This is a genomic window from Mucilaginibacter sp. (assembly GCF_964263795.1).
Classification (GTDB): Bacteria; Bacteroidota; Bacteroidia; order Sphingobacteriales; family Sphingobacteriaceae; genus Mucilaginibacter.
Genome location: NZ_CAXVWK010000019.1, coordinates 55,338 through 80,647, shown reverse-complemented (window position 1 = coordinate 80,647; position 25,310 = coordinate 55,338). Strand labels below are relative to the sequence as shown.

Genomic DNA, 25,310 nt, shown 5'->3' with positions numbered 1-25,310 from the left:
CTAACGTTTTATAGAGATGCACGAGTATTTAGATACATACTATTTTATCTACTATATATTTATAGTAATGTTCTCTGTGCTGATAACGTTGCTTTCCATCCCATCTATACTTCATGTCGCCCGTACCCGCCACTTATACGATGATGTTGGCCATTTTCGTAAGCAGCATGATCATGGTATACCTCGTTTAGGTGGCGTTGCCATATTTGTAAGTTTTATCATCACTATTCTTCTGTTTAGTATGATTGATAAGAATTTACCCATAAGCTATCTGCTTGCGGCGACTATCATTCTTTTTATCATGGGGGTTAAGGATGATCTGTCGGGTGTAAATTCAAGTACAAAATTTTTAATACAATTTGTGGTAGCTACGATTCTGGTTACGCTTGGACAGATCCGTTTTACCAGCATGTATGGCGTACTGGGTATTTATGATCTTTCTTATGTAATAAGTGCTGTGGTGTCCATCCTTTTCATTATGTTGCTCATTAATGCATTTAACCTGATAGATGGGATAGATGGCCTTGCCGGTACTACAGGAATTATTGTAAACGGCACCTTTGCTGCGCTATTCATCTATGTAAAACATTACGAACTGGCAGCTATCGCGTTAGCAATGGTTGGGGCCATAGTCGGGTTTTTGCGTTATAATCTAACACCGGCTAAAATATTTATGGGCGATGCTGGTTCACTGCTAATCGGCTTGATCTCTGCCATATTAGCCATTAAATTTATCGAAGTAAATAAATTTACCTCATTGAAGACGCCTGAAGTTTTTTCGGCGCCGGCGTTGGCTTTTGCAATATTAATTGGGCCTATTTTTGATACTTTGCGCGTTTTTATCTTACGTATCATTAAAGGTGTTTCACCTTTTACTGCAGATCGAAACCATGTACATCACCGGGTTTTAAGGATGGGTTTTACTCATATGCAGGCTACACTTTTACTGGCTGCTGCAAATGTCATTTCAATTGTGGTAGCGTTATTATTTGCGCCGCTGGGCAACCTCATAATTATATCCATAGTATTCGCTGCTTCTTTGCTATTTAACTGGGCCATTACTGTAGTGATCAGAACGCGTGAACGGGAAAGCTTCGCCCTTCGCAATCTTTTTGCCTAAACAGTATTGCTCTCCAAGTTATGAATGTTATGATTGGGATCGTTAACCTTTTGTACATCAAAATCTCGCGTTAGTATTTCATGCAAAATTTTCAACCAAATAAGCAGGCAGGGCAACGATTTCAGTTTGTAAGGTACAATGTATTCCATCCTCACACTTCTCGGAAAAAGGTCTGAAGGTGAAAAGCTGGTTACAATTATAGCAAACACCAATAGCCCGATTTCTAAAATACTAATCGGCCGGTTTAAATTCATAAACCAGATTGCTACCCCCGCAAAGGCAATAATATAGGTTGAGGATTCGGCAGAACTGCTAAATATCACAGTGAAGATCAGTACTGATGACAACATCAGTAATTGATACTGCAGGGAGTTGAAATACTTAACCCGACTATATGATAAAATAAAGAGCAGCAGTGCCGGCGAAATTATGTAAATATTTTTCAGGCCTTCGACATGAAAAACCGTCCTAATCATTCCCATAACAGATATATCCTGCAGAAAAGAAGATTGGTTAACATTGTTTTTGGCCACCAGGTCTATGTACCAGTCATGATAGGTTTGAACAATAAAAGCAGGCGATGATATGGCCATAGGCAGGAAAAACAATAAAACCGACCAAAACGCCAGTCCAGCCAGCAGTTTAAGTTTGTTATCTGAGAATAAGAAGAATGCCAAGCCCACTATCCCATATAATTTAATAAGGGTACCCAGTGCTATCAGGAGTGCTGCCCAAAAATCCCGCTGCTTTTTGATGAGGCTAAAACTCAATAATATAAATGCTGCAATCATTGCATTGCTCTGCACATTGGCAGACGCGGTCATCAATTCATGAGCACAAATCAATAGTACAGGCAAGTATACATCTTTTTTAAAAGGCAATGATCTGACAGCTTTATACAAAATAAAAGCGTTAAAAAATACCCATAGTAATACTCCTAAGCTTTCCGGGAGTAATGCAAATGGCGCAATTAACAACGAAAAAGCAGGGCCGTAATGGTTAAGGTCATCATAATGTTGCGGCTGGGGCGCATATAAATTATGCTGATGAATAGTATTTAAAAAGTTGTACCGGAAGATGGTAAAGTTGTTAAACGTTTGATGGGTGATGATTCCTTTTAAAACAACAAAGAGGCTTAGTCCAAACCATAGAAATAAAATCAAAGGCTTGTTATAAGCCGGTCGCGATAACTTCTGCATTAATTAGGGGCATTGTAACGCTAAAGTTACAATAATTAAAGTGGATGCTTAATAAATGAGGATGTTTTTGCAACAAATTTGAAGCTTATTTGCATTAAATCTTTTACGGCACCTTAAGTGCATAATTCTTCACCAATGAAAAATTTACTACTTCTAGTCGGATTGTTATTTGTGATTACTAAAGCCAACGCTCAGCAGAACGATTGGAAATCGGTTGGCAAATTTCTGTCTCGCGATTCCATTACCAGAAAGGAATATACTTTATTGTTCATTAACCAGGATAGCACTTTTGCCGTAAAGGGCGCGGCGGTTAAGCAGCGAATGATAGATGCCTTTTTCAAAGTTTACCGGAGGAAGCTAAGGCCTTCAATAAACATACACTTAAGAAGGTTACTTTTATCATCGACCCTAACTATAAAGGTGTTACTGCAACTGCCGACGGTACGGTTAGATACAGCCCAACGTGGATGCTAAAGCAGCCTACTGATTTGGATGTTGTAACTCATGAGGTAATGCATATTGTTCAGGATTATGGCGATGGTGCCGGGCCGGGATGGCTAACCGAAGGCATTGCTGATTATGTGCGATATGATTATGGCGTAGACAACGCTACTGCTAAATGGGCACTGCCCGCTTTAAAGCCAACGCATAATTATGATAACGCTTACCGTATTACTGCGCGCTTTTTAATTTGGGTTGAAAAGGGCAAAAAGGGCACGGTTCAAAAGTTAGATAGCCAACTGCGCAGCCATACTTACACGGCTGATAGCTGGAAAAAACTAACCGGCAAAACGGTCGACGAACTGTGGGCGGCCTATGTGGCTTCAGAACCTAAAGTCTAATAATTAATTAGTTACAACAGCCGTTTTGTGAAAACAAAGCGGCTGTTTTTATTCCAGAAACAATGTTTACACATAATTATAAATGGCTCATTATATGTAGATTGTTGTTTTAGCAACTAAAGTTTGGCAATGTACGTAACCGTAACAATTATGTATTGATGTGTTAATAATTTGCTAATTAAAATTTCTTTGCTGATATTTCATTTTAATTTAACTTTTACCCAAAAACGAGCTTCTATGAAGAAAACTTTACTTCTATTTCTTCTTCTGGTTAACTGTTGTGCTATGCAGCTGCTGGCGCAAACAAGAACGGTTACCGGAACAGTCATCTCTGCCGACGATAATCTGGCTTTACCAGGTGTCACCGTAAAAACTAAGGGGGGCACTGCAGCTGTAAGTACCGATGTTAACGGCAAGTATTCTATCAACGCAAGCGTTGGCCAAACATTGGTATTCTCATTTATCAGCAGTACAACTGTCGAGCGGGTGGTAGCGGCCCAAGGCGCTATCAACGTAACCATGCAATCTAGCGTGCGTAGTTTGCAGGAAGCCGTAGTTACAGGTTTTGGTGTCAAGCAAAGCCAGCGCGATCTAACATCGTCGGCGCAGGTGGTTAAAGGGTCTGCCGTACAGGCCACTCACCGCGAAAACTTTGTGACAGCTTTACAAGGCCGTGTTGCGGGTGCTACCATCACCAGCACCAGCGGCCAGCCGGGCGCCTCTGCATCCATTGTATTGCGCGGTATTACATCGATAGGTGCAAGTAATCAACCTTTGTTTGTAGTAGATGGTATTCGTGTAAATAACGATGCATTGAGTCAGAGCGCTTTGTCCTCAAACGGCGATAACCGCCGCCAGGATTTTACCAACCGTATTGCCGATATAAATCCGGATGATATTGAAAATATCACGGTGCTAAAAGGTGCGGATGCTGCCGCTGTTTACGGTTCTGATGCTGCAGGTGGTGCTATTGTTATTACAACCAAAAAAGGTAAAAGTGGTAATGGCGCTGTAACTTATGATAACAACTTCAGTTTTTCAAACGCGTACCGTTTTCCGCAAATTCAAAATACATTTGGGCCTGGCGCGTCGGGCTTTACCACTATCACCGATAGAAGGGCTTTTGGCCCCGCATACGCTCCGGGCACACCAACCTATGATAACGTCAGGAATGTTTTTCAAACAGGCTTTACTCAGGAGCATAATCTATCTTTAGAGGGTGGTGACTCAGTTGCTACTTATCGTATATCGAGTGAATATCGCCACACGGGTGGTGTGTTGCCGGTTGCCTATAATGATAAGATCTCGTTGCGTTTTTCGGGTTCAGCAAAGCTGTCACCTAAATTAACCAGCAGCGCCAGCTTTAACTATTTTAACATCGATAACCGTAAGCTTAATAAAGGTAACTCGGGTACTTACATTAATGCTTTGGCTTGGCCAACTAATGACGATGTGCGTGTTTACCTGAACCCTGACGGTAGCAGACGAACATTGCTGCCGGCAAGTCTGGCCAACGTGGTAAGTGACGTGACCATCGATTTTGACAATCCATTATTTGATGCAAACAAAAACATTAGCCGTGATAAAACCAATCGTATTGTCGGCAATATTGATCTTTCTTATGATCCGGCTAAATGGATAAATTTAAGAGCACTGGTAGGGGTTGACTACTATACAACTTTAGGTAACAACCTGGTTAGCCAGTATAGTTCGTCTTATCAAAACTCACCGTTAAATAGTTTTGCTTCCACAAATGGCCTGTTTACAGGCGGTATTATTGATAATTACAATGATAATAACTTACTGATAAATGGGTCATTCTTTGCAACCTTAAAAAAGAATTTTGGCAATTTTCGCACAACACTCGCTTTAGGTACCGAAATCTTCGACAACCGTGATATTATTAATGGTCAATATGGCGAACGTTTCCTTCAACCCGATTTTAATACTATCAACAATACTACGCCAACTACCCAGCGAAATTCGAGCAACTTTTTTGAAACCCGCCGGATTGCACAGATAGCGAGATTAAGCGTGGTTTATAATGAAATGTTCACTTTTAACGCTACTGGTCGTAATGATTATTCATCGCGCCTGGGTGGCACAAACAATACCAGCTACTTTTACCCCTCAGCTGGTGCCGGATTCATATTTACCGAGCTGCCGGGATTAAAGGATAACAATGTATTGTCTTACGGTAAGATCAGGTTTTCATATGCGGGGGTTGGTAAAGATCCATTCTCTCCTTACAAAATTAAGTCGAGTGTGATACAGCAGGCTACCACAGGTGGCGGTTTTGCATATGATGTTACGGGTAACAACCCAAATTTAAGGCCCGAAAAAGATTACCAGATGGACATTGGTGCCGACTTGCAATTCTTTAAAGGCCGTTTAGGTATGGAATTCAGTTTGTACCAGTATCGCGCAACAGATCAGATCTTTGATCCGCGTATCAGCTATGCATCAGGTTATGTGTTGGAGTTGGTTAACGGCGGAGAGATTAGGAACCGAGGCATCGAGGCACAGATTACGGGCATACCTGTAAAAAACGCAAATTTTAACTGGAACACTTTTGTAAACTTTACGCTAAATCGCGGAAAGGTGCTAAACCTCGGTGATCTGCCTGAATACTACAATTCAGATACTTGGTTATACGCTAACGCCCGCGCCAGTTTATTCCCGGGCAGCAGCTTAACTAACATTGCTACTTATAGCTATGCGCGGAACAACGCTGGTCAAATATTGGTTGATCCAACCAGTGGTTTGCCTATATCTAACAGCACCTTTATTACTACCGGCGACCGTCAGCCTAAATTTACAATAGGGTTTGGTAACAGCTTCACTTATAAATCACTAAACTTATCTTTCCTTTTGGATATTCGTAAGGGTGGCGATGTGTTTAACGGTAACGAGTTGTTTTTAACCCGTTATGGTTTAAGTGCACGCACTACCGACAGGTTGCAACCACGAATAATCCAGGGTGTGTTGAAAGATGGTAACGAAAACTCCGCTACACCAACTGTTAATACTATCCAGGTAACACCTTATTATCAAAATACTTATTACACATCAGCAATTGAGTCTGACTTTGTGGAGCATAATATTAACTGGCTGCGAATGCGCGATATTACGTTAAGTTACAATGTACCGCAAAGCGTTATCAATCGCCAAAAGGTATTTAAAGGAGCAAGCATTTTTGCTACTGCCACCGAGGTGTTCCTGATTACCAATTATACGGGTGCTGATCCGGACGTTAATGGAAACAATGCGTCGACACGCGGCTCGGGGGCTGCGGGTTTTGACTATGGTACCATTGCCAGTCCGCGTACGGTGTCTATAGGTTTAAGAGTTAAATTATAAGCATAACAACCCATGAAAAAAACAATATATGCAATTACTGCTATGCTTACTTTGAGCTTTGCAAGCAGTTGTAAAAAATACATCGATATAAATACCAATCCTAATGCGCCTACAGCTGTAGATGCCAGTACTTTATTGCCGCCAATGCTGGCCGGCATGACTCGTGGTAATTGGTTCGATAGCCGTTATATTGGTCAATATGCCCAAATTTGGGGGTCATCATCTGCTAATAATGTTTGGGACCAGGAGGGCTACGTGCCGGGGAGTGACAATGGTGGAGAAATGTGGCGCACAGTATATTTTAGCATTGGGCAAAATGCAATACTTGGTTTACAGGATGCTATGGCTACCAAAAAATATGATTATGTTGGTGTGATATGGGCAATACGTGCCTGGGGCTGGCAAAATGGGGCCGACTTATACAACAATATGATTGTTAAAGAGGCTTACGACCCAACCAAGCTAACCTTTGATTATGACAGTCCTGATGTAGTTTACGCCGAAGTAGTAAAAGATTGCCAAATAGCGCTCAACTATTTAAACCTGGCCATTAAAACTGATAATCTTACTATATCCCCAACATTAGCCAAAGGCGACTACATGTATGCAGGTGACCGTGAAAGATGGAAGAAGTTTGTATATGCCATATTAGCCCAAAACGCTCTGCATTTAAGCAACAAAGCTACTTTTAATGCCGATAACGTTAGAAAGTATGTGGATAGCTCATTTACAAAAAATGATGAAAACGCGACCATTCAAAACACTGGTTCACAATCGGGTGATTCTAATTTTTGGGGACCTACAAGGGTAAACCTGCCAAGTTTCCGCCAATCAGATTATATGGTCAAGCTATTAGACGGCCGGATTTTTACAGGGTCGTCAACGCAAAATACTACTATCGACCCGCGCTTGCCGTTATTATTAGCGGCGAGTAAAGATGGCGTTTATCGTGGCGTAGTTGCACCGTTAGGTGACCCAAATTCGGCAGATGCCAACACTTTGATACCAAATATGGCGGGTGCTAAATCTGATATATCGTCGCCAGGGGCAGGGACTCAGAAATATATCTTCAACGACAACTCACGCGGGGTATTAATGACCTATGCCGAAACTCAATTTTTTGCTGCTGAAGCTATGTTCAAAAAAGGTGATAAAACTGCTGCTTACAATTATTATAAAAACGCCGTTACCGCCAGTTTAGATTTTGCAAGCAACCCGCCAGTAGGTACCGCGGTTGTCGGGCCGCAAAACTATATACTACCTGCTGCTAAAACGGCTTACTTATCAGGCCCATGCGTAAAACAAAGTGCAGCGACATTGCAACTAAGCGATATCTTACAGCAAAAGTTTATCTCGTTATTTGTTTGGGGCGCGCCTGAGGCTTGGAGCGATATGCGTAGATATCAGTATGATACCAATATCTTTCAGGGTTATGTAAAGCCTGCAAATATTTATCCGGATAATGCCGGAAAGCAGGTTTACCTGTTAAGGCCGAGGTATAACTCCGAATACATTTGGAACATACCTGCTTTAAAAAGTATTGGTGCTACCAATGCAGATTACCATACCACTAAACCATGGTTTATTTTACCATAAGCAATTAACAAACATGAAAAAAATAACATTCATTGCTTGCGGTCTGCTGATGATCATGGCAGGCTGTACAAAAAATAATATAACACAACTAGGCGATGTAGTAAGTGGCGCTCAAATAAAATTGATACATGTTGCACCTGGTGTGCCCGCTCTTGATGGCTTTATCAACGGGGCCAAGGTAACACCTAACGCACTGGTTTCGGTAACGGATAATGGGTTGCCTATATCTATCAATACCGGTTACGTTTACACAGGTGTTTTCCCGGGCAGTAACTACAGTAACATAGCATCTGGCAACACCACTATTAAAATACAGGCTTCATCGCCGGTGCCGGTGTTAAAAAGCGCGCAAACGGTTGCTGCAGGTGCTACAATTAGTACGCTTACCCAGGCTACTGCAGATGGCACTTCATACTCTGTGTTCACTATTGGGTTGCCCGGTGGTACCACCAACGGCTTAACCAGCAAAATAGTTGAAGATAAATTCCCTGCTGCCGAAAAGAACAAAGCGTATGTACGTTTTGCCAACATGGTGCCTAACGGTGGTGCTTACGACCTTGTAGGTACTTACACACCTACAGGTGGCGCTGCAACTACCAAAACTATATCTACAGGTACAACATACAGCAACCTTACCGATTTCATTGCTGTTGATGTGAACCCTGCCAGTACAACCGGCTACATTTTCCAGATGAAAGCAGCCGGTACTGCTACCAACTTCGGTACTGCGCTTGGAAGTGCAACAACGCCCACCCAGTTAACACCTGGCAGGTATTACACCGTTATAGGCCGTGGGCTGGCTTCCAACTATAACGTGCCGGGTACTGCTATAGTGTTGCGATCGACAGCACGCCCTACAGTACCGGCATCTACCGAACCTGAAATTTATTTCAACCCGGCTGGGCTTGTTCTTTATACAAACAAGTAAGCTTCACTTAATAATTTAGATCCCCAGCAGGCATAGCCTGCTGGGGATCTTTTTTTCGACTGCTTTTTAAACATTTGGGCCGTTTTGCAGTTGTGAAAATATATTTGCCTGGTCACATATGAACGGTTTTGTAGTTATTTTTGGCGATGCTATCAAGAACTTTTGGGACGAACGTTTGCCTGCCGAAAGTGTAAAAAAATTAATGGCTGATGTATTGCTTTATGCAAACGCTAACAGTGAAACCTTCCTTTCTGAATTACAGCAAATTCAATTCAGCACCGACTTGCAGCCGCTTCCCATTGTGTTTGAAGCGTTGTCCCATGATACAGACAGGTGGGGCAGCTTTTATGTAGAGATGCTGGAGACGATACTTACCCGCACCAAACAATCAAACAAACCGCAGGAGATTATAGATCATTTGATAGAATATGTTTTTATAGAAAAACAGCAAAAGCCATTTGTGCAGCAAATAGCTGCCCGCCTGCACAAAGAGTTATTTTCCGATAATCTATATACAAAAAGCGCGGCTATATCCATGCTGCCTAATTATCTTAAAAATCCGGTAGTAAAAGATAAAGGGTTGATAGCCCGCAATATCCAGACTAAACTGGTCAACCCGAAGTGGCGCATCAGGTATACGGCATATATATCGTTAAAGCCGCATGGACTGTTGCCTAAGGGTTACAAACTCCCTTTTGTTGATGCCCTTTTCCGCATAATTTATGGTCGGCCTTTCACCATGTAATTGTCATTAAACGTCCTTTTTAGGTTTGAGCAGCAGCTAAAAGCTAAACACCTGCAAAAGTTGCAACTAAACGTTGGCACACCACGTATGCAGTTCAGTGGAATACCCCAGAACAGATTTGGAAAAATATAGCGTAGAGCGTTTTTTTGAATTAACCCCCGATTTACTTTGCATCGCTGGGTACGATGGCTATTTTAAAAAGATCAATCCTGCGGTTTCAGAATTACTTGGTTACAGTAACGAAGAACTTTACTCCCGCCCGATCAGCAGTTTTATTTTTTTTGAAGACCGGGAATTAACGGCCCGCCACCGCGAAAATTTAACAAAGGATATTCCCTTATTAAATTATGAAAACCGGTATGTAAAAAATAACGGTGAGATCGTTTGGCTGTCCTGGACGTCGATGCCTGTTGAAGCTGAACAAACCATATATGCTATAGCCAAGAACATTACCTATAAAAAAAAGATAGAAGAAGACCGTATCAAGCTGATTGAAAACTTAACGCGAATAAATAAAGACCAAAGGCAGGCCAGTTACATCACCTCGCACGATCTGCGCTCGCCGGTAAATAACTTGTTAACGGTGTTTAAGATGATGGATACTTCAAAGGTTCACGATGCGCAAACACGGGAGTTTATCGATATCTTAAAATCGGCCACAGAGAGTTTGAAAGATACCCTTAATAGCTATGTAGACGCATTTAGTACAAACGATGGGCTTGATGTGCATATCGGCGAACTTGAACTGGAAAAGTGCCTTAAGTTTGTACTGCATTCTTTAAGTGCACTGGTGAAGGAATCGCAGGCAGTTATCGAGATTGACTTTTCGGCGTTTGGGACTATTTTTTTTAATAAGGCTTATTTGGAGAGCATCTTTTTAAACCTCATCTCTAATTCGATTAAGTATAGCCGCCCGGGTGTTGCACCCGTTATCAGTATTTATTCAACTATTGAAAAGGGCATTAAACAGTTAGTATTTAAAGACAATGGGGTAGGCTTCGACATGGATAAAGTAAAGGGCAAACTCTTTGGCTTTAATCAAAAATTTAATAATAACCCCGATAGTAAAGGCGTAGGGCTCTATTTGGTTTACAATCACATTACCAGTCTGGGCGGTCACATTGCCTTGGCCAGCGCCCCCGGGCAGGGGAGTACTTTTACCATATCGTTCAAAGATTAAATTACCACTCAAGACAGTTTATCTATAGCCCTGGCAATTATTTCTACCGCCTGTTCTATCTCCTGTGCGTTTAAAGATGCAAAGCCTAGGCGCATATAAGGCGGTTGGCTGGTAGCGTTATAAAAGTAATCACCGCAATCCGTAATAGTTAGGCCCATTCCTTCCGTTTTGTCTGCAAGTTCGGTTGGGTTGATGCCGGTAAGCAGTTTTATCCATATTGCAAAGCCTCCGTCTGGGATCTTAAAACTAACCTTATCTCCTAACTTTTCGTGTAGCAGGCGGCAAAATATATCCCGCCGTTCATGATATATCTTATTGGCCTTTTTAAGGTGACGGCCTATGTCGCCGTTTTTGAGCAGGTTAGCAACAGCTTCTTCTAAAAGCTGTTCACCTTGCCGATCAATCAACCGGCGTAAGCGGGTAGCCTGGGTGATCAGGTTTTTAGGAGCGATCATAAAACCTATCCGAATTCCTGGCGCAATTGTTTTGCAAAATGAGCCTACATAAACTACACTGCCATAATAATCGGCGCTGGCAAGCGGCAAAATTGGCGTGCTGCTATAGTGAAAATCGTAATCGTAGTCATCCTCAATGATGGCGAAACGATATTTTTTAGCGAGTTCCAATAATTGCATCCTCCTGTCTGAGCTCAGGGTAACTGTTGTAGGCTGATGATGATGGGGAATCACAAATAACAGTTTTACCTTTTTTCTTTTACAAATCTCTTCTACGGCATCAATATCCATACCCTGTTCGTCTACAGGTACTAGTTCCAGTTTGGCGCCAGCATGTTCAAATATTTCATTAGCACCTGCGTAACCTGGGTCGCCCGCAATTACGATGTCGTTTTTAGACAATAGCACCTGCGCCGCCAGATAGATGGCCATTTGCGCACCCTTAGTTATTAATATATCATTGGCGGTAACTTGCAATCCCCTGCTTTCGCCCAGGAAACGGGCCAGTTCCGTCCGGAGGTTAAGTGAGCCCTGTTCTGGGCCGTACTTTAAATATTTGTGGGTAAAATGATGCCCCGCAAACCTTCTGTATTCTCTTACCATTAATTCAATAGGTGCCAGGCGGGTATCTGGCATACCTGTATTGATGTGCAGATTTTGACCTGCTATTTCTTTAAAGAAATCTGCGGGCGGTACTCGGTTTTCGTCTATCTCAAAATATGTTTTCTCAGGATAACCATCTAATCGTACAGTGGTGGGTATTGGTCGCGATGAAACATCGGGCAGGTTTGCCGCTACAAAGATCCCTTTACGCGGAAAAACATCAACCCAGCTTTGGGCATACAATTCATCATATGCAGCTACCACGGTGTTGCGGTGCACATTAAGCGCTACCGCCAACATCCTGCTGCTAGGCAATGGCGTTGCAGGTTTAAGTTTTCCTTGTTGGATGTGGCCGATTATGCCATTTGCTATCTGTAAATAAACAGGCGAATAATGGGTTTTATCAATGTCGAGAAGGCCGAGTGTAAATTGCATGTTGGACTACTTTGTTTAATGTTTCTGGACTACGAGCATAGGCCAGTAAAACTATAGATTTACATTAATAAAATTTAATAACAGCTGTAATAAATAGCGTCAATGAAAACCCACATTCAGCAAAAAGCCCCTGCATTATTAGTTGTACTTGCATTTGCAACCGTTTACGTTGTGTGGGGTTCCACATATTTTTTTATCCAGGTTGCGATCAACGGCTTCCCGCCTATGTTAATGGGAGCGTTAAGGTTTATTGTAGCCGGGTTACTGATGCTCACCTGGTGTTACTTTAAAGGTGATAAGCTTTGGATTACAAAAGATGTAATTCATTCTGGTGTTAGCGGCCTGCTAATGCTGGGATTGGGCAATGGAATTGTAATATGGGTAGAACAGGTACTGCCCAGTGCAATGGTAGCCATCATGGTATCGTCCGGCCCGATATGGTTTGTATTACTGGATAAAGCTAACTGGAACATTAACTTTCGCAGTCGGTCTACTATAACCGGGTTGGTAATTGGTTTTGCAGGTGTGATATTGCTTTTTAGCGAGCAACTGAGCAACGCAATGAATGATACCTATAATTCCGCAAAAATATGGGGTGTTGTATTACTGGTTGTTGGGCCGGCATGCTGGTCTGCCGGATCGCTCTATTCCAAATACAATACCAGCAGCAGCCCGGCCAGGCTAAATACTGCCTGGCAAATGATCATTGCAGGGGCCGCATTTATTCCCGCTGCATTTTTGCATAAAGAAGTTGGCGGGTTCGACGTTAGCAAAGTGCCGGCGCAGACTTGGGGTGCAATAGCTTACCTGATAATTTTTGGATCGATAGGCGCATTTACGGCTTACGTTTGGCTGTTGCAGGTGCGGCCTGCAACTCAAGTAAGCACACATGCCTACGTTAACCCGGTAATTGCTGTATTACTTGGGGTTTTGTTCGCCCATGAAAATATCTCAGTTCTGCAAATAGGCGGATTAGTGATTATTCTTTTAAGCGTTTTGCTTATCAATCTTGCTAAATACCGGGAGGATAACAGCCGAAACGGCGGCAACGCCAATACCCAATCTAAAGCCGGTAAGAATTTAAATGTAATTGCATCAAAGACATCCGTTGTTAAACCGTTACGCACTGGGAGCATCTACAAAATACTCAGCATGGTCAAATAGGTTTTCCGCTTATATAGTTTAAGGGTGTAATGCCCTACCGAAAGTTCCGGAGGGCTTTAGTAATAAAGACTTGCCGCTTCAATTTCTTTTTTTGTTTGAGTGGCCGGGTCGGTAATGTAGACTCGCAATGGGGTTTGCCTTACACGGGCACCGGTTGTTATTACCGGCGCGCTGTAAATATACTTGATCTTAATTTTGTGAAAGCCCTTTGATAGCGGCAATACACCTTCACTTTCAGTGATCTTTTCCCCATCAACAAACACCTGCGTATCGGTATAAGATCCTTGTGTGAAATTGTAAGAACCATCTGCAGGAATATTCAGATAGGCATCGTATATCACACCGAAGTTCGGATTGTCTTTTTTTAGTTGCTCAGCGTTTAATTTATCCGTTTGTGCCGAATCTTTTACGGGCACATAATCCAATTGGTCCGGAGATGTAAATTTGTTTCTGATGATTTTATAGGTAAGCCCCTGTTTGCCGGAAGTGTAATTTACCGCCGGGATAGGGCTGCGGTTTACCATTAGCACCCGGGTAGCTATGCTTCTCCTGCCTGACGGCGTAATAACACGGGTTTTAAATTCCCGTTTTTCATTTACAGGAACATTAAATACAATCGGCGATGTGTACTCCAAATCTGTATCTAACGGGTCGCGGCCGTTTAAGGTATAAAAGATGCGCGCACCCGGTATAACCGATTTAGGTGCGTATGTAAACTGCGAACCTATAACCACGGTATCTAAAACGGGCAGGGCGGTAGGTACACGATAGTTGTAATCCATTTTATCCAGCCGGGCAAAATGATTGGCCAGCCTTACCTCTGCAAAATTGTTGTAATCTTTATTTTCAGCTTTGCTCCAGGCAACTTCACTTAAGGCAAAAAGGCGTGGCAGTATCTGGTACTGTAACTTAGCTACTGTGGGCACGTACTCGGTCCATAAATTACCTTGCGTGCCAATTACATATTTGCGCTCGTCAACAGTCAGTTCCGTCGACACCGGATCATAATTATAGGTTTCCTGGAGCACCGCATATCTGCCGAATGATACCGGCTCCTGTGGCGAGCCGCTTTGATAATGATCAAAATAATTGCCGGTTGTCTGCGGCGTCATGATCACGTTATGGTGCTGGCGTGCCGCCGCTATGCCACCGTCTTCGCCTGTCCAACTCATTACAGTAGCGTTTGGCGCGAGGCCGCCCTCCAGTATCTCATCCCAACCGATGATACTGCGCCCTTTAGTATTAATAAGTTTTTCTATCCGTTGGATAAAATAACTCTGAACTGCCTTTTCGTCTTTCAAATTATTCTCTTTCATCAGGTTTTGCACAAAAACCGATTCTTTCCAGGGCTGCTTGTTAGCTTCGTCGCCGCCAATATGAATGTATTTACCTGGGAAAAGATCCATTACCTCGGTCAACACATTCTGCAGAAATGTAAACGTTTCTTCTGTCGGGCAGTATAAGCTATTAATACTTCGTGAAGGATTTTTAGGATCGGCAGGCTCGCAGCGCAGCTCCGGATAGGCGCGTAAAGCAGCATCTGAGTGCGCAGGCATTTCAATTTCCGGAACGATGTTTATAAACCGGTCTGCAGCAAACTTAACTACATCTTTAATTTCTTGTTGCGTGTAGTATCCACCGTACGATTGCCCGTCGGGCCAGTCGCGGTTAGTGCCAAACATGGTTTGCTGTCTAAAGCCTCCAACCTCAGTAAGTTTTGGATATTTTTTAATCTCAATCCGCCAGCCCTGCCCATCTACCAGGTGCCAGTGAAAGTTATTGAGTTTATAAGCGGCCATTAATTCAATTACCTTTTTTACCTGTGGTACCGTAAAAAAATGACGCGATACATCAAGCATCATTCCACGGTAAGCGAACCGGGGAGAATCTTCGATCTCGACACAATGTAACTTTTCTGAACCGGCAACCTCAACCGGGAACAACTGCATTAGCGTTTGTATGCCATAAAACAGCCCTGCATCTTTACCGATGATTGTTATGTTGTGTGGAGTTATACTAAGCTTATAGCCTTCGGCAGGCAGCTTGCCTGCACCTACAGAAGTAATGGTCAGCGTAGTGCCTTTAGTTGTTTTATTTTTAGAATTATATTTAGATATCTTATTATTCAGGTGCCGGTTGTTCAGCAAAAAATCGTGCAGCAGGGCAACGATCTTTCCTTTTGGATTATCAGCTTTAATTTGCGTAAGCTGGCTAAAGGTAAAAGTACCGGGGTGTTTTTGTAAGGATGAAGGGGCAGGGATAACGCCGAGGTAAGGGTCGTCCGGAGAACTTGTTTGGGCGTTACTTTGCACAGTTTGCAACATTAACGCCGCAAGCAAAAAAAATATAATAGAGGTTTTTATGTTACAGATAGTATTCATGATAAGGCAGATACAATTGGTATGACTAATGTAAAGATAATAGCCGCTTGTTTAATATTTGCCGGGTAACAATTAATTGACATACTGTTTATATACATTTGTAACCGTCGATTTATAAACTGAAGGAAATTTTGCATGTACGATATCTGTTGCATTGGGCATATCACGTTAGATAAAGTAGTAACCGCCGGTGGCGTTAAGCACATGGCGGGTGGAACGGCGTTTTACTTTAGTAATGCCGTTACGCATATGCCCGTTAAATACAAACTGGTTACCGCACTCGCAAAAAGTGAAATGAACGAGGTTGCCAAACTAGAGGATATGGGTATTGACGTAAAGGCACTGCCAAGTACCCATTCGGTTTATTTTGAGAATATCTATGCCGAAAATCAGGATCATCGTACCCAGCGGGTTTTACAGAAGGCCGATCCGTTTACCATTGCCGATCTGGAAGATGTGGAAGCTACAATTTATCACTTAGGCGCGCTGCTTGCCGATGATATGTCGACCGATTTGATCAAGGCTTTGTTTAATAAAGGAAATGTATCTGTAGATGCACAGGGTTACCTGCGAGAGGTGGTTGACAATGATGTACATGCCATTGACTGGGCCGATAAACGTGAAGCCCTTAAGTATGTTGATATTCTAAAGGTTAATGAACACGAACTGGAGGTACTTACCGGGTTTGCCGATATACATGAAGGGGCAAAGATTTTGGCAGACTGGGGAGTAAAAGAGGTGGTGATTACCCTGGGTAGTTTAGGATCGGTAATTTATGCGGATGATGTATTTTACGATGTGCCTGCTTACAAACCCAAGGCCGTAGTAGACGCTACGGGCTGCGGCGATACCTACATGGCCGGCTACTTGTATAAGCGCGCAACAGGCTTCGGCATTCAAAACTCCGGCGAATTTGCTGCGGCCATGGCCGGCCTGAAGATAGAAACATCCGGACCGTTCACCGGGACTGCGGAAGATGTGCTGGAAATGTTAAAAAGGTAACTGGGATAATCTCTTTCGATTTTTAGTTTAGAAGGAATGGCTTTAAACCATTCCTTTTTTGTTAGTGAGCTAATGCAGCTTCCTCTGGTATCACCACTTTATTGCTGTCCATCTTTTTTTTCGTTAGGTTGTTGACCCGCATCATTAGTAAAATGCTTACGATTGAGATGCCTACAATTACATAGCCTACTATATTATAATTTAACAAAGGTGTGCCTTTACCTTGCTGCGTCACGATCATCCCTGCTACTGCCGCCGCAATGCCACCTGCAATTTGTTGCAAAGATGAGTTAATGCTCATAAAAGCGCCACGATCGGCTTGCTCAGGTATTGCACTTGTTAAAGCTGATGAAGGAATCATGCGGCTCATGATACCAATCATCATCAGGATGTTTAATGCCATAACAATTAGAAGCGGTGTTACGCCCAGGTTGGTATAAACCACGCACATGATCATCATCCAAACAGAAGCTACTGCGAAAATCTTAAACTTATCTATTTTATCACTTAGCTTACCAATTAGCGGCATGATGACCAAAGAGCTGACGCCCGATACCATAAAAAGCATTGGTAATTGTTGATTGGTTAACCCTAAATTATTAATGGCGAAGGCGCTGCCAAAAGGCATCATCATAAATCCGCCGATTGATAGTAACGCTGTCGAGGCGAAACCAACCCGGTAGTTGCTTTTTGATACCGTGCTCCAGAGATGTTTAAATGCCGATTTGTTATTTTGTAAAGCCAGATGTTGCGTTACCGGCTGCAGCTTTACACTAATTAACAAGGCAATGGCAACGCTTAGGGCGGCAACCATCCAAAATGGCGCTTCCCATCCCCAGGCATTTGCTAAGTAAAGGCCTATTGGTACACCTAATACCTGGCTGCCGCCAAAGCCCATTTGTATGAAGCCCATCACACGGCCCCGTTGTTGCAGGGCAAACAGATCAGTAATAATGGCCATTGATATAGAGCCTATAACACCGCCAAATAAGCCGGTAATAATACGTGCTGCAACCAGTACTTCATAAGTATGTGCCAGCCCGCAAAAAATTGTGCCGCCTATAAAGCCGATGTAAAAGAATAAGAGTAATTTTTTGCGGTCGAATTTATCGGCAAAGCCTGCGGTCAATAATCCGGAGATACCGGCGCTAAAGGCATATGCCGACACCGCAAAACCAAACGCCTGCGGTTTAAGTGACAGGGATTTCATCAGCATATCCCCTAAAGGCGACATTACCATAAAATCAAGTATCACCGTAAATTGGGTGATGGCCAATATAAATATAACAAATTTTTGGTAACCTGTAAAAGGCGCCGGTTGTTGTGCTTGCATTGGGTTAAATTAATTCACAGCAGTTGTAGCCATGTTGATTTAATAATTGAATTATTTGTTGATGTGTTAAGGTATAAGAAACAATTCGGAGCACACAGTCCTCATCTTCTTGATCAATTGTCCACTGCCTTATATCCGGGTTGCAATCCAACACGGCATGCAGGTACAACTTATCCCCGGGGCAATTGATGTTAGTTTTAAACAGTAAGATATGGTCAAAGTTACCTGTCATGCGCTTCATTATTTCTTAATTGCTTTTATCACAAGCTCAAAGGTTTTCCAAAGCACTTCGTCGGTCATTTTAAACGGACGGCCGCCTATGCTCTGGCCTTCGTTATCAAATCGTACCAATGAATAGAGCGGGGCAAACGCAACCGACCAATATGCCTCAAAAGGCATATCTTCTAACTCGCCACGTTTAATAACGTTTTCCATAAACCTACTCATGGTGATCTTAAAATCCTGCAAAAAGCTACCTAAAAACTTTTCCTGGTAGCTCGAGTTGCGTAATTGCTCAAAGAAGGAGTTAAGCATTGGATGCTCAGATATAAATTTATAGCGGTTTTTCCATTGCTGACGTAATCCTTCCTCCAGGCTCATCTCCGGATTAAAATCTTTGATCATGGCATCGCTCATGAGTTTGCCACCTTCGCCGGCAACATTAATGATCAGGTCGTCACGATCTCTATAGTAGATGTATAAAGTAGCGACAGAGATATTACAAGCCCTGGCAAGTTTGTTCATACTAAACCCCTCCAGACCGCTTTTAACGATCATTTCTATCGCTGTCTGTTTAACCAGGTGCTGTTTGTCGGAATTTCTTGTGCGCATTAAATAATCTTATTCAATGCAAATATAAGTGAATATTCATTTAGTTATGATTTTATTATAATATATTATGACTTAACAAATGATTGTAAGCAGATAACTAAAATTTAAATGCAAATAATTAGAAGTAGATTTAAACAAGGACGTAGCTTTTTAGATGTTAAGACAATGGGATCAACAAAATTATTTAATCATAAAAAGCGGTTGAAAAACTGCCGATGGTAAATTAAGCCAGGGTTTCGGCCTTGGTAATTAACCTGTTATATTTAAAGGGAAAAGGAACCAATTTTCGCAATGCTTCATCAACTCTGAGCAGACAGATAAAGTATGGAATAAGATCTTATCAGCGTTTTTCAACTTTAGTTTGCATACCATTAAGTAAGTTTTCTTCGGTATTTTCAGTGCCTTTTTGTTGATCTTTAAATACAGATCCGTTTATGGTTTTTTATAGCAGAAGCTGCATTTGTAACGTTTTAAAATGCCCGCACTGCAATAAGGACTATTGGCGGACCTAATTAGGTGCCTGCTGTTACAATGGCGCTTAATTTAGATGGATTTAGAGTGGTAATAGAATGTTAGTGATCAACGGGTGTTGGCGGTGGTTGTATTTCACCTAAAGACAGCGGTATCAACTTTTTAGTTTTAAGATATGTGATGCTTACGATAAGCAATGTCATGCTTCCGCCGAATATTACCGCAGGTACTGTACCCAACAACCGCGCCGCTGTGCCCGATTCAAATGCGCCGATCTCATTAGAGGAGCCAATAAACATAGAATTAACCGCTGATACCCGCCCGCGCATATGATCGGGTGTGAGCAACTGCATAATGGTTCCTCTGATAATAACACTAATACTGTCGAAAGCCCCTTCGGTAAACAGGAATATAAGCGAAAGATAAAAGCTCTTAGAAAGGCCGAAACAGATAATAGAGAGACCGAACCCGGTAACCGCTATAAGCAAGTTGCGCCAGGGCTTTCCCATAGGCGAGAAGCGGGCCATAGCAAGCATGGTAAGTACTGCCCCTAAGGACGTAGTTGCACGCATTATACCTAAGCCTTCGGCACCCACTTTTAAAATTTCGTTAGCAAAAACGGGTAACAAAGCCACTGCTCCGCCAAAAAATACTGAAAAAAGATCAAGGCTCATGGCACCGATCATCATTTTGTTATGAAAGACAAAGTGGATCCCCTCTGATAAACTCTTCCAGATATTTTCTTTGGGAATGAATACCGGCGGGTAAGACCTGAGCAAATAAACGAGTAGTAACGAGACCGCTAAGAAGATAAGTATTACGACAAAGGTTACCGTAATACCAAAAAATCCATAGATCAAACCACCGGCTGCCGGACCGATAATAGAAGCTATTTGCCAGCTGGAGCTGCTCCAGGTACTGGCGTTAGGGTATATCTCTTTTGGGACGCTCTGCGTGTAAATAACAAAAGTAGCCGGTCCGTAAAATGCCCTGGCGACCCCATTTGCAAATATCATCACATAAATAACAGGCACTACCAAACCGGGATTTATGTAGTTGCCGGCATTTTTCATCGTTACTAAAAACATTACAAAGGATGAAATAAATACCCCGATGAATATCAGCAACAGCATTTTGCGTTTTTCGGACTTGTCGGCAATGTAGCCGCCATAAAGGGCTATACCAACAGCCGGGATAGCTTCGCATAATCCCACTAACCCCAATGCAAACGCACTTTTAGTAAGGTGGTAAATGTAAAAACCAATGATCACCGCCTGCATCTGATAGGCGAAAGTAAAGCAAAAACGCATGCCGACATAAGATCGAAAATCTTTGTATTTTAAGGCTGCAAATGAATCTATCCGGGTTGAACTATCGGTGTCTGCCAAAGTATATATCTTAAGGCCTTATCAGGAAGGCAAATATCAAATTTTATTACGTTTAAAGCTAAAATCCGTGCTGATCGATCAGGTAAATCAATGATGCTATCGATCCAGCACCTAACTCCAGTTCACGTTTGTTTACATTCTCAAACACATCATTTGGCGTGTGGTGAATGTCAAAGTAGCGTTGTGAATCCGGGCGAAAACCAATAAGGACGATTGATGGTAGGGTTTCCTTTAACGGGCCTATATCGGTGCCACCGCCGCCGGCTATCAACCTGTCTGCCTCATAGGGTTCCAATAGTTTTTTCCAGTTTTTATTTACGTCCTTCAAAAACGATGACGACACTCCCTGAAAACTGAACCCGCGCGGCGTATAGCCACCTTCGTCAGTCTCTATCGCTGCTATATGCTCTTCTTTATTAGCGGCAGCAAGTTCGGCGTATTTAGTGCCACCCTTGTGGCCGTTCTCTTCATTCATAAAAAACACCGCTCTAACAGAGTTTTTTGGGCGGTAACCGGTCGACTTGAATATCCGCAGCACTTCTACAGATTGCATTACGCCTGTACCGTCGTCGTGGGCACCTTCGGCAAGGTCCCATGAATCCAGGTGGCCGCCAACGGTGATGAACTTGTTGGGGTTTTGCGTGCCGGTGATCTCGCCGATAACATTATAAGATTTTGCAGCGGGCAGGTGCTGGCAGTTTTGCTTAAAGTAAAATTTGATCAGTGGCAGCTTGCGCATTTTTAGCATAGTGCTCAGTTTATTGGCAGCAATAGTTGATATGGCCGCTGCCGGAATGTTACCGCCCTGTGGATCGTAACCAGTGGTGCCGGTATGTGGATAATCATCTAATGATTCTGTCAACGAGCGTACAATTGCACCTACTGCACCATATTTTGCAGCAGCGGCCGGTCCGGCGAATCGCTGATCGCCGGCGCCACCATAAGCTGCACCTGTTTCGATAAAGCGGGGGTCGAAAGCCCGGTTAAAAAAGACGATCTTACCTTTAATGGCAGCTTCACCCAACGTTTCTAATTCCTTCAGGCTTTGCACTTCTATAACATTGGCCGTAATGCCTTCTTTTGGCGTAGCTACCGACATACCAAGTGCAGCAATAGGTACCGCAATACGGGTTGTACCATCTATGATAAAGCCATGCTCTTTAGCACCGCGTACCCAATGGGGTACCATCACCTCCTGCAGGTAAACCTTATCGAAGCCGTAACCATCCATCAACTTCTTGCTCCACTCTACTGATGTTTGCGCGCCGGCCGATCCGCTTAAACGCGGCCCAATGTTTTTACACAGATACCGAAGGTTTTCATAACACTTACCGTTAACCAGGGCTTCGTCAAAAAACTTGCGTAGCATCAGTGAGTCCTGTGCTTTTGTAGTAATTACTGAAAATAGAATGAGTAATAGAAGTGATGCTTTTTTCATATAAGAATTTTGAGGCAATGCGGAGATAAGGAGCGCTGAGCAAATATAATGTTTGAAGCGGAAATTTCGTGCAATTATCGAAATGCTACACCAGATGAGTCACATTCACTTTTATGTATATAACGGAATTTATTTTGTGTTACGATATTTTGTCCCAACTCAAACCCGCGTTTTTTGCCTGAAAAGCTAAGTTAAGGATCTGGTGTTCGGGTGCAGCAAGTTGAGGGTCTTTATCAAATATTTCAATTACCAGGGTACGCGCTTGCTGCAGTATTTCTTGATCGGTAGCGAGATCGGCAACTTTAAGGTCGAGCACGCCGCTTTGTTGTGTACCTTCAATATTGCCCGGGCCGCGTAACTGCATATCGATCTCGGCAATCTCAAAGCCGTTGTTAGTTTTAACCATTGTATTTAATCGGGTCCGGCCATCGTGGCTGAGCTTTTGACTACTCATTAAAATGCAGAAGGATTGTTCGGCCCCACGGCCAACGCGGCCACGCAATTGGTGCAGCTGTGACAGGCCAAAACGCTCTGCATTTTCAATGATCATTACCGAAGCATTAGGTACGTTCACACCCACCTCGATAACGGTAGTGGCTACCATTATTTGCGTTTCGCCTTTTATAAACCGCTGCATTTCAAAATCCTTTTCGGCAGCCTTAAGCTTTCCGTGCACAATGCTGATGCGATAATCGGGCAGCGGAAACTCTCTTGACATAACCTCGGTACCATCCTGCAGGTTTTTTAAATCCAGCTTTTCACTTTCCTGTATCAACGGGTACACCACGTAAATTTGCCGGCCCTTGGCAATCTCCTGCTTCATAAATCCAAACATGCGCAGACGTTGTGCTTCAAAGTAATGCAGGGTTTCAATGGGCTTGCGGCCGGCGGGCAGTTGATCTATTACGGATACATCTAAGTCGCCATATAAAGTCATGGCTAGGGTACGGGGGATAGGGGTGGCCGTCATCACAAGAATGTGTGGCGGTACGAAATTTTTACGCCATAGCTTGGCGCGCTGTTCTACACCAAAGCGGTGTTGCTCGTCAATAACGACAAGGCCAAGATTTTTATATTGTACCTTATCTTCTATCAATGCGTGGGTACCTATCAAGATTTTCAGACTGCCGTCTTCCAACTTTTCGTGGATCAGCTTACGGGCTCTGTTAGGCACCGATCCGGTAAGCAGCGCAACCTCTATAAAATCATCACCTACCAAACCTTTAATGGTTTGGTAATGCTGGTTAGCTAAAATCTCCGTGGGCGCCATAATGCAGGTTTGAAAGCCATTATCTATAGCGATCAGCATGCTCATAAGCGCCACAACGGTTTTGCCGCTGCCAACATCGCCTTGCAGTAGCCGGTTCATCTGTACGCCCCGCTGCGTATCTAAACGGATCTCTTTTAAAACCCGTTTTTGCGCGTCTGTTAACTCAAACGGAAGCTTATTGGCGTAAAACTCATTGAAGCATGGCCCAACATTACTAAATATATTGCCTTTGAACTTATGGTTGCGGTTTATTTTGCTTTTAAGCAGTTTTAGCTGTAAAAAGAAAAGCTCCTCAAATTTTAAGCGGTACTGCGCCTCTTTAAGCTGGTTGGCATCGTTAGGTAAATGGATGTTGCGGTAACTATCGGCCCGGCCGGAAAGCTTAAACCGGTTAATAATGTAAGCAGGCAGGTTTTCGTGAATGTCTTTAGCGTGCTGCTCTACCAGCCCGGCTATCAGTTTGCTAAGGCCTTTGCTATCCAGTGTAAACTGTTCAAGTTTTTTGGTAGAGTTGTAAGTTGGCTGCAAAGTAAGATTACCTTTTTTAGTTGCAGCGTTTGGCGTATAAAGCTCCATTTCGGGATGTGCCATCTGCGCTTTGCTATTAAAAAAGCCTGGCTTACCAAATATCATATACACCTGTCCTGGCACAAGTGTTTTTTCAACCCATTTAATGCCTTGAAACCATACCAGCTCAATTACCCCGGTATCGTCTTTGGCTTGGGCAACTAATCGTTTAGTGTGTTTTTCGCCAACAATTTCTTTGCTAAGCAGGCGCACCAGCACCTGTACATAAGGCATATCCGGCTGGATATCCTTTATCTTGTAGTAGCGTGTACGATCAATATACTTGTACGGAAAGTGCCGCAGCAAGTCCTCAAAGTTATAAATGCCCAGTTCCTTTTTAAGTACCTCGGCACGTGCAAGGCCTACACCTTTTAAATACTCAATGGGCGTTTGAAACTGGTTGTTCAATTTTAACGGTCAGATCAGGAATTTAAGGCAATAACAGAAATTTCGACGTTTACATTTTTGGGCAGGGCAGATACCTGGACGGTCTCGCGGGCCGGAAAGTTGGCTGTGAAATAAGAACCGTAAACTTCGTTAACCTGATTAAAGGTTTGCATATCTGTTAAAAATAAAGTCGTTTTAATGATCTGGTCAAAGCTACTTCCTGCCTCTGTAAGGATAGCCTTCAGGTTTTCCATCACCTGTACAGCTTCGTCTGTAATGCCTGTGTTGACAATCTCGCCATTTACAGGGTTCATCGGTATTTGGCCTGATACAAACAATAAACCATTTGCATTTACTGCCTGGCTGTAAGGGCCTATGGGCGCGGGAGCGTTATTTGTATTGATGATGGTTTTCATAGGTTGATCGGTTGTAATTATTTTTTTAGGATGTACCAATAGATAAGCTTGTAGATAATGCCGCCCAAAAACATGATGATGGCGATGGCATTGATTATATGCATCACCTTTAAATTAAAGTTTATAGGCCTGTTTGGATCTTTTTTCCTGAAAAAATACATAACACAAATTTATATAAAAAAAGAAAGCCCTCCGAGTT

Annotated in this window: 20 protein-coding genes; 10 read left to right on the top strand and 10 right to left on the bottom strand. The window is 42.9% G+C overall.

The window, feature by feature from the left end; all coding sequences use genetic code 11:
* Positions 1–16: 16 nt before the first annotated feature.
* Positions 17–1,120, top strand: coding sequence for an MraY family glycosyltransferase (locus ACE5CV_RS03540; RefSeq protein ID WP_374948777.1), 1,104 nt, complete (start codon positions 17–19; stop codon positions 1,118–1,120).
* On the opposite strand, the gene ACE5CV_RS03535 is transcribed toward ACE5CV_RS03540, so the two are convergent.
* On the bottom strand, positions 1,117–2,283 hold the full coding sequence (locus ACE5CV_RS03535) for a glycosyltransferase family 87 protein (protein WP_374948776.1): 1,167 nt from the start codon (positions 2,281–2,283) through the stop codon (positions 1,117–1,119). The two genes, ACE5CV_RS03540 and ACE5CV_RS03535, sit on opposite strands and share 4 nt — an antisense overlap.
* A 171-nt stretch (positions 2,284–2,454) precedes the next feature.
* Here ACE5CV_RS03535 and ACE5CV_RS03530 point away from each other — a divergent pair, with 171 nt between their 5' ends.
* From ACE5CV_RS03530 to ACE5CV_RS03500, 7 genes are all read left to right on the top strand, one after another.
* Complete coding sequence (locus ACE5CV_RS03530; protein WP_374948775.1) at positions 2,455–2,793, top strand: hypothetical protein; 339 nt, start codon at positions 2,455–2,457, stop codon at positions 2,791–2,793.
* Complete coding sequence (locus ACE5CV_RS03525) at positions 2,718–3,161, top strand: basic secretory protein-like protein (protein ID WP_374948842.1); 444 nt, start codon at positions 2,718–2,720, stop codon at positions 3,159–3,161. The genes ACE5CV_RS03530 and ACE5CV_RS03525 overlap by 76 nt, the downstream gene beginning before the upstream one ends.
* Positions 3,162–3,398: 237 nt before the next feature.
* Positions 3,399–6,521 carry a SusC/RagA family TonB-linked outer membrane protein gene (locus ACE5CV_RS03520; RefSeq protein WP_374948774.1) on the top strand — a complete coding sequence of 1,041 codons (3,123 nt, stop codon included), beginning with the start codon at positions 3,399–3,401 and terminating at the stop codon, positions 6,519–6,521.
* Between the two features lie 12 nt (positions 6,522–6,533).
* Entirely contained in the window at positions 6,534–8,117 is a 1,584-nt protein-coding gene (locus ACE5CV_RS03515) for a SusD/RagB family nutrient-binding outer membrane lipoprotein (protein WP_374948773.1), read from the top strand.
* A 13-nt stretch (positions 8,118–8,130) separates the two neighbouring features.
* Positions 8,131–9,045, top strand: coding sequence for a DUF4397 domain-containing protein (locus ACE5CV_RS03510; RefSeq protein WP_374948772.1), 915 nt, complete (start codon positions 8,131–8,133; stop codon positions 9,043–9,045).
* 118 nt (positions 9,046–9,163) lie between these two features.
* Positions 9,164–9,790 carry a hypothetical protein gene (locus ACE5CV_RS03505; protein ID WP_374948771.1) on the top strand — a complete coding sequence of 209 codons (627 nt, stop codon included), beginning with the start codon at positions 9,164–9,166 and terminating at the stop codon, positions 9,788–9,790.
* A gap of 118 nt (positions 9,791–9,908) precedes the next feature.
* Positions 9,909–10,970: an ATP-binding protein gene (locus ACE5CV_RS03500; RefSeq protein ID WP_374948770.1), complete on the top strand. Its 1,062-nt coding sequence runs from the start codon at positions 9,909–9,911 to the stop codon at positions 10,968–10,970.
* 8 nt (positions 10,971–10,978) lie between these two features.
* Here the strand turns inward: ACE5CV_RS03500 and ACE5CV_RS03495 are convergent, their stop codons facing one another.
* Positions 10,979–12,463, bottom strand: a complete 1,485-nt coding sequence (locus tag ACE5CV_RS03495; RefSeq protein ID WP_374948769.1) for a PLP-dependent aminotransferase family protein — start codon at positions 12,461–12,463, stop codon at positions 10,979–10,981.
* Between the two features lie 102 nt (positions 12,464–12,565).
* On the opposite strand from ACE5CV_RS03495, the gene ACE5CV_RS03490 reads away from it, so the two are divergent.
* Complete coding sequence (locus tag ACE5CV_RS03490; RefSeq protein WP_374948768.1) at positions 12,566–13,627, top strand: EamA family transporter; 1,062 nt, start codon at positions 12,566–12,568, stop codon at positions 13,625–13,627.
* 56 nt (positions 13,628–13,683) lie between these two features.
* Here ACE5CV_RS03490 and ACE5CV_RS03485 read toward each other — a convergent pair whose 3' ends face one another.
* A complete protein-coding gene (locus ACE5CV_RS03485) occupies positions 13,684–16,008 on the bottom strand; it encodes a family 20 glycosylhydrolase (RefSeq protein ID WP_374948767.1) in 2,325 nt (774 codons plus the stop codon).
* A 135-nt stretch (positions 16,009–16,143) separates the two neighbouring features.
* Between ACE5CV_RS03485 and ACE5CV_RS03480 the strand changes: the two genes are divergently transcribed.
* Complete coding sequence (locus ACE5CV_RS03480; protein ID WP_374948766.1) at positions 16,144–17,010, top strand: PfkB family carbohydrate kinase; 867 nt, start codon at positions 16,144–16,146, stop codon at positions 17,008–17,010.
* 61 nt (positions 17,011–17,071) lie between these two features.
* On the opposite strand, the gene ACE5CV_RS03475 is transcribed toward ACE5CV_RS03480, so the two are convergent.
* The 7 genes from ACE5CV_RS03475 to ACE5CV_RS03445 all read right to left on the bottom strand — a co-directional run bounded on the left by ACE5CV_RS03475 (position 17,072) and on the right by ACE5CV_RS03445 (position 25,272).
* Positions 17,072–18,343, bottom strand: a complete 1,272-nt coding sequence (locus tag ACE5CV_RS03475) for an MFS transporter (protein ID WP_374948765.1) — start codon at positions 18,341–18,343, stop codon at positions 17,072–17,074.
* 240 nt (positions 18,344–18,583) lie between these two features.
* Positions 18,584–19,174 carry a TetR/AcrR family transcriptional regulator gene (locus tag ACE5CV_RS03470; RefSeq protein WP_374948764.1) on the bottom strand — a complete coding sequence of 197 codons (591 nt, stop codon included), beginning with the start codon at positions 19,172–19,174 and terminating at the stop codon, positions 18,584–18,586.
* A gap of 572 nt (positions 19,175–19,746) precedes the next feature.
* Positions 19,747–21,033: an MFS transporter gene (locus ACE5CV_RS03465; RefSeq protein WP_374948763.1), complete on the bottom strand. Its 1,287-nt coding sequence runs from the start codon at positions 21,031–21,033 to the stop codon at positions 19,747–19,749.
* A gap of 58 nt (positions 21,034–21,091) precedes the next feature.
* Positions 21,092–22,471, bottom strand: coding sequence for a M20/M25/M40 family metallo-hydrolase (locus ACE5CV_RS03460; protein ID WP_374948762.1), 1,380 nt, complete (start codon positions 22,469–22,471; stop codon positions 21,092–21,094).
* Positions 22,472–22,610: 139 nt separating this feature from the next.
* A complete protein-coding gene (gene recG / locus ACE5CV_RS03455) occupies positions 22,611–24,716 on the bottom strand; it encodes an ATP-dependent DNA helicase RecG (RefSeq protein WP_374948761.1) in 2,106 nt (701 codons plus the stop codon).
* Positions 24,717–24,730: 14 nt separating this feature from the next.
* Positions 24,731–25,111, bottom strand: a complete 381-nt coding sequence (locus tag ACE5CV_RS03450; RefSeq protein WP_374948760.1) for a RidA family protein — start codon at positions 25,109–25,111, stop codon at positions 24,731–24,733.
* A 17-nt stretch (positions 25,112–25,128) separates the two neighbouring features.
* Positions 25,129–25,272, bottom strand: a complete 144-nt coding sequence (locus tag ACE5CV_RS03445; RefSeq protein ID WP_374948759.1) for a DUF6728 family protein — start codon at positions 25,270–25,272, stop codon at positions 25,129–25,131.
* Positions 25,273–25,310: the final 38 nt, after the last annotated feature.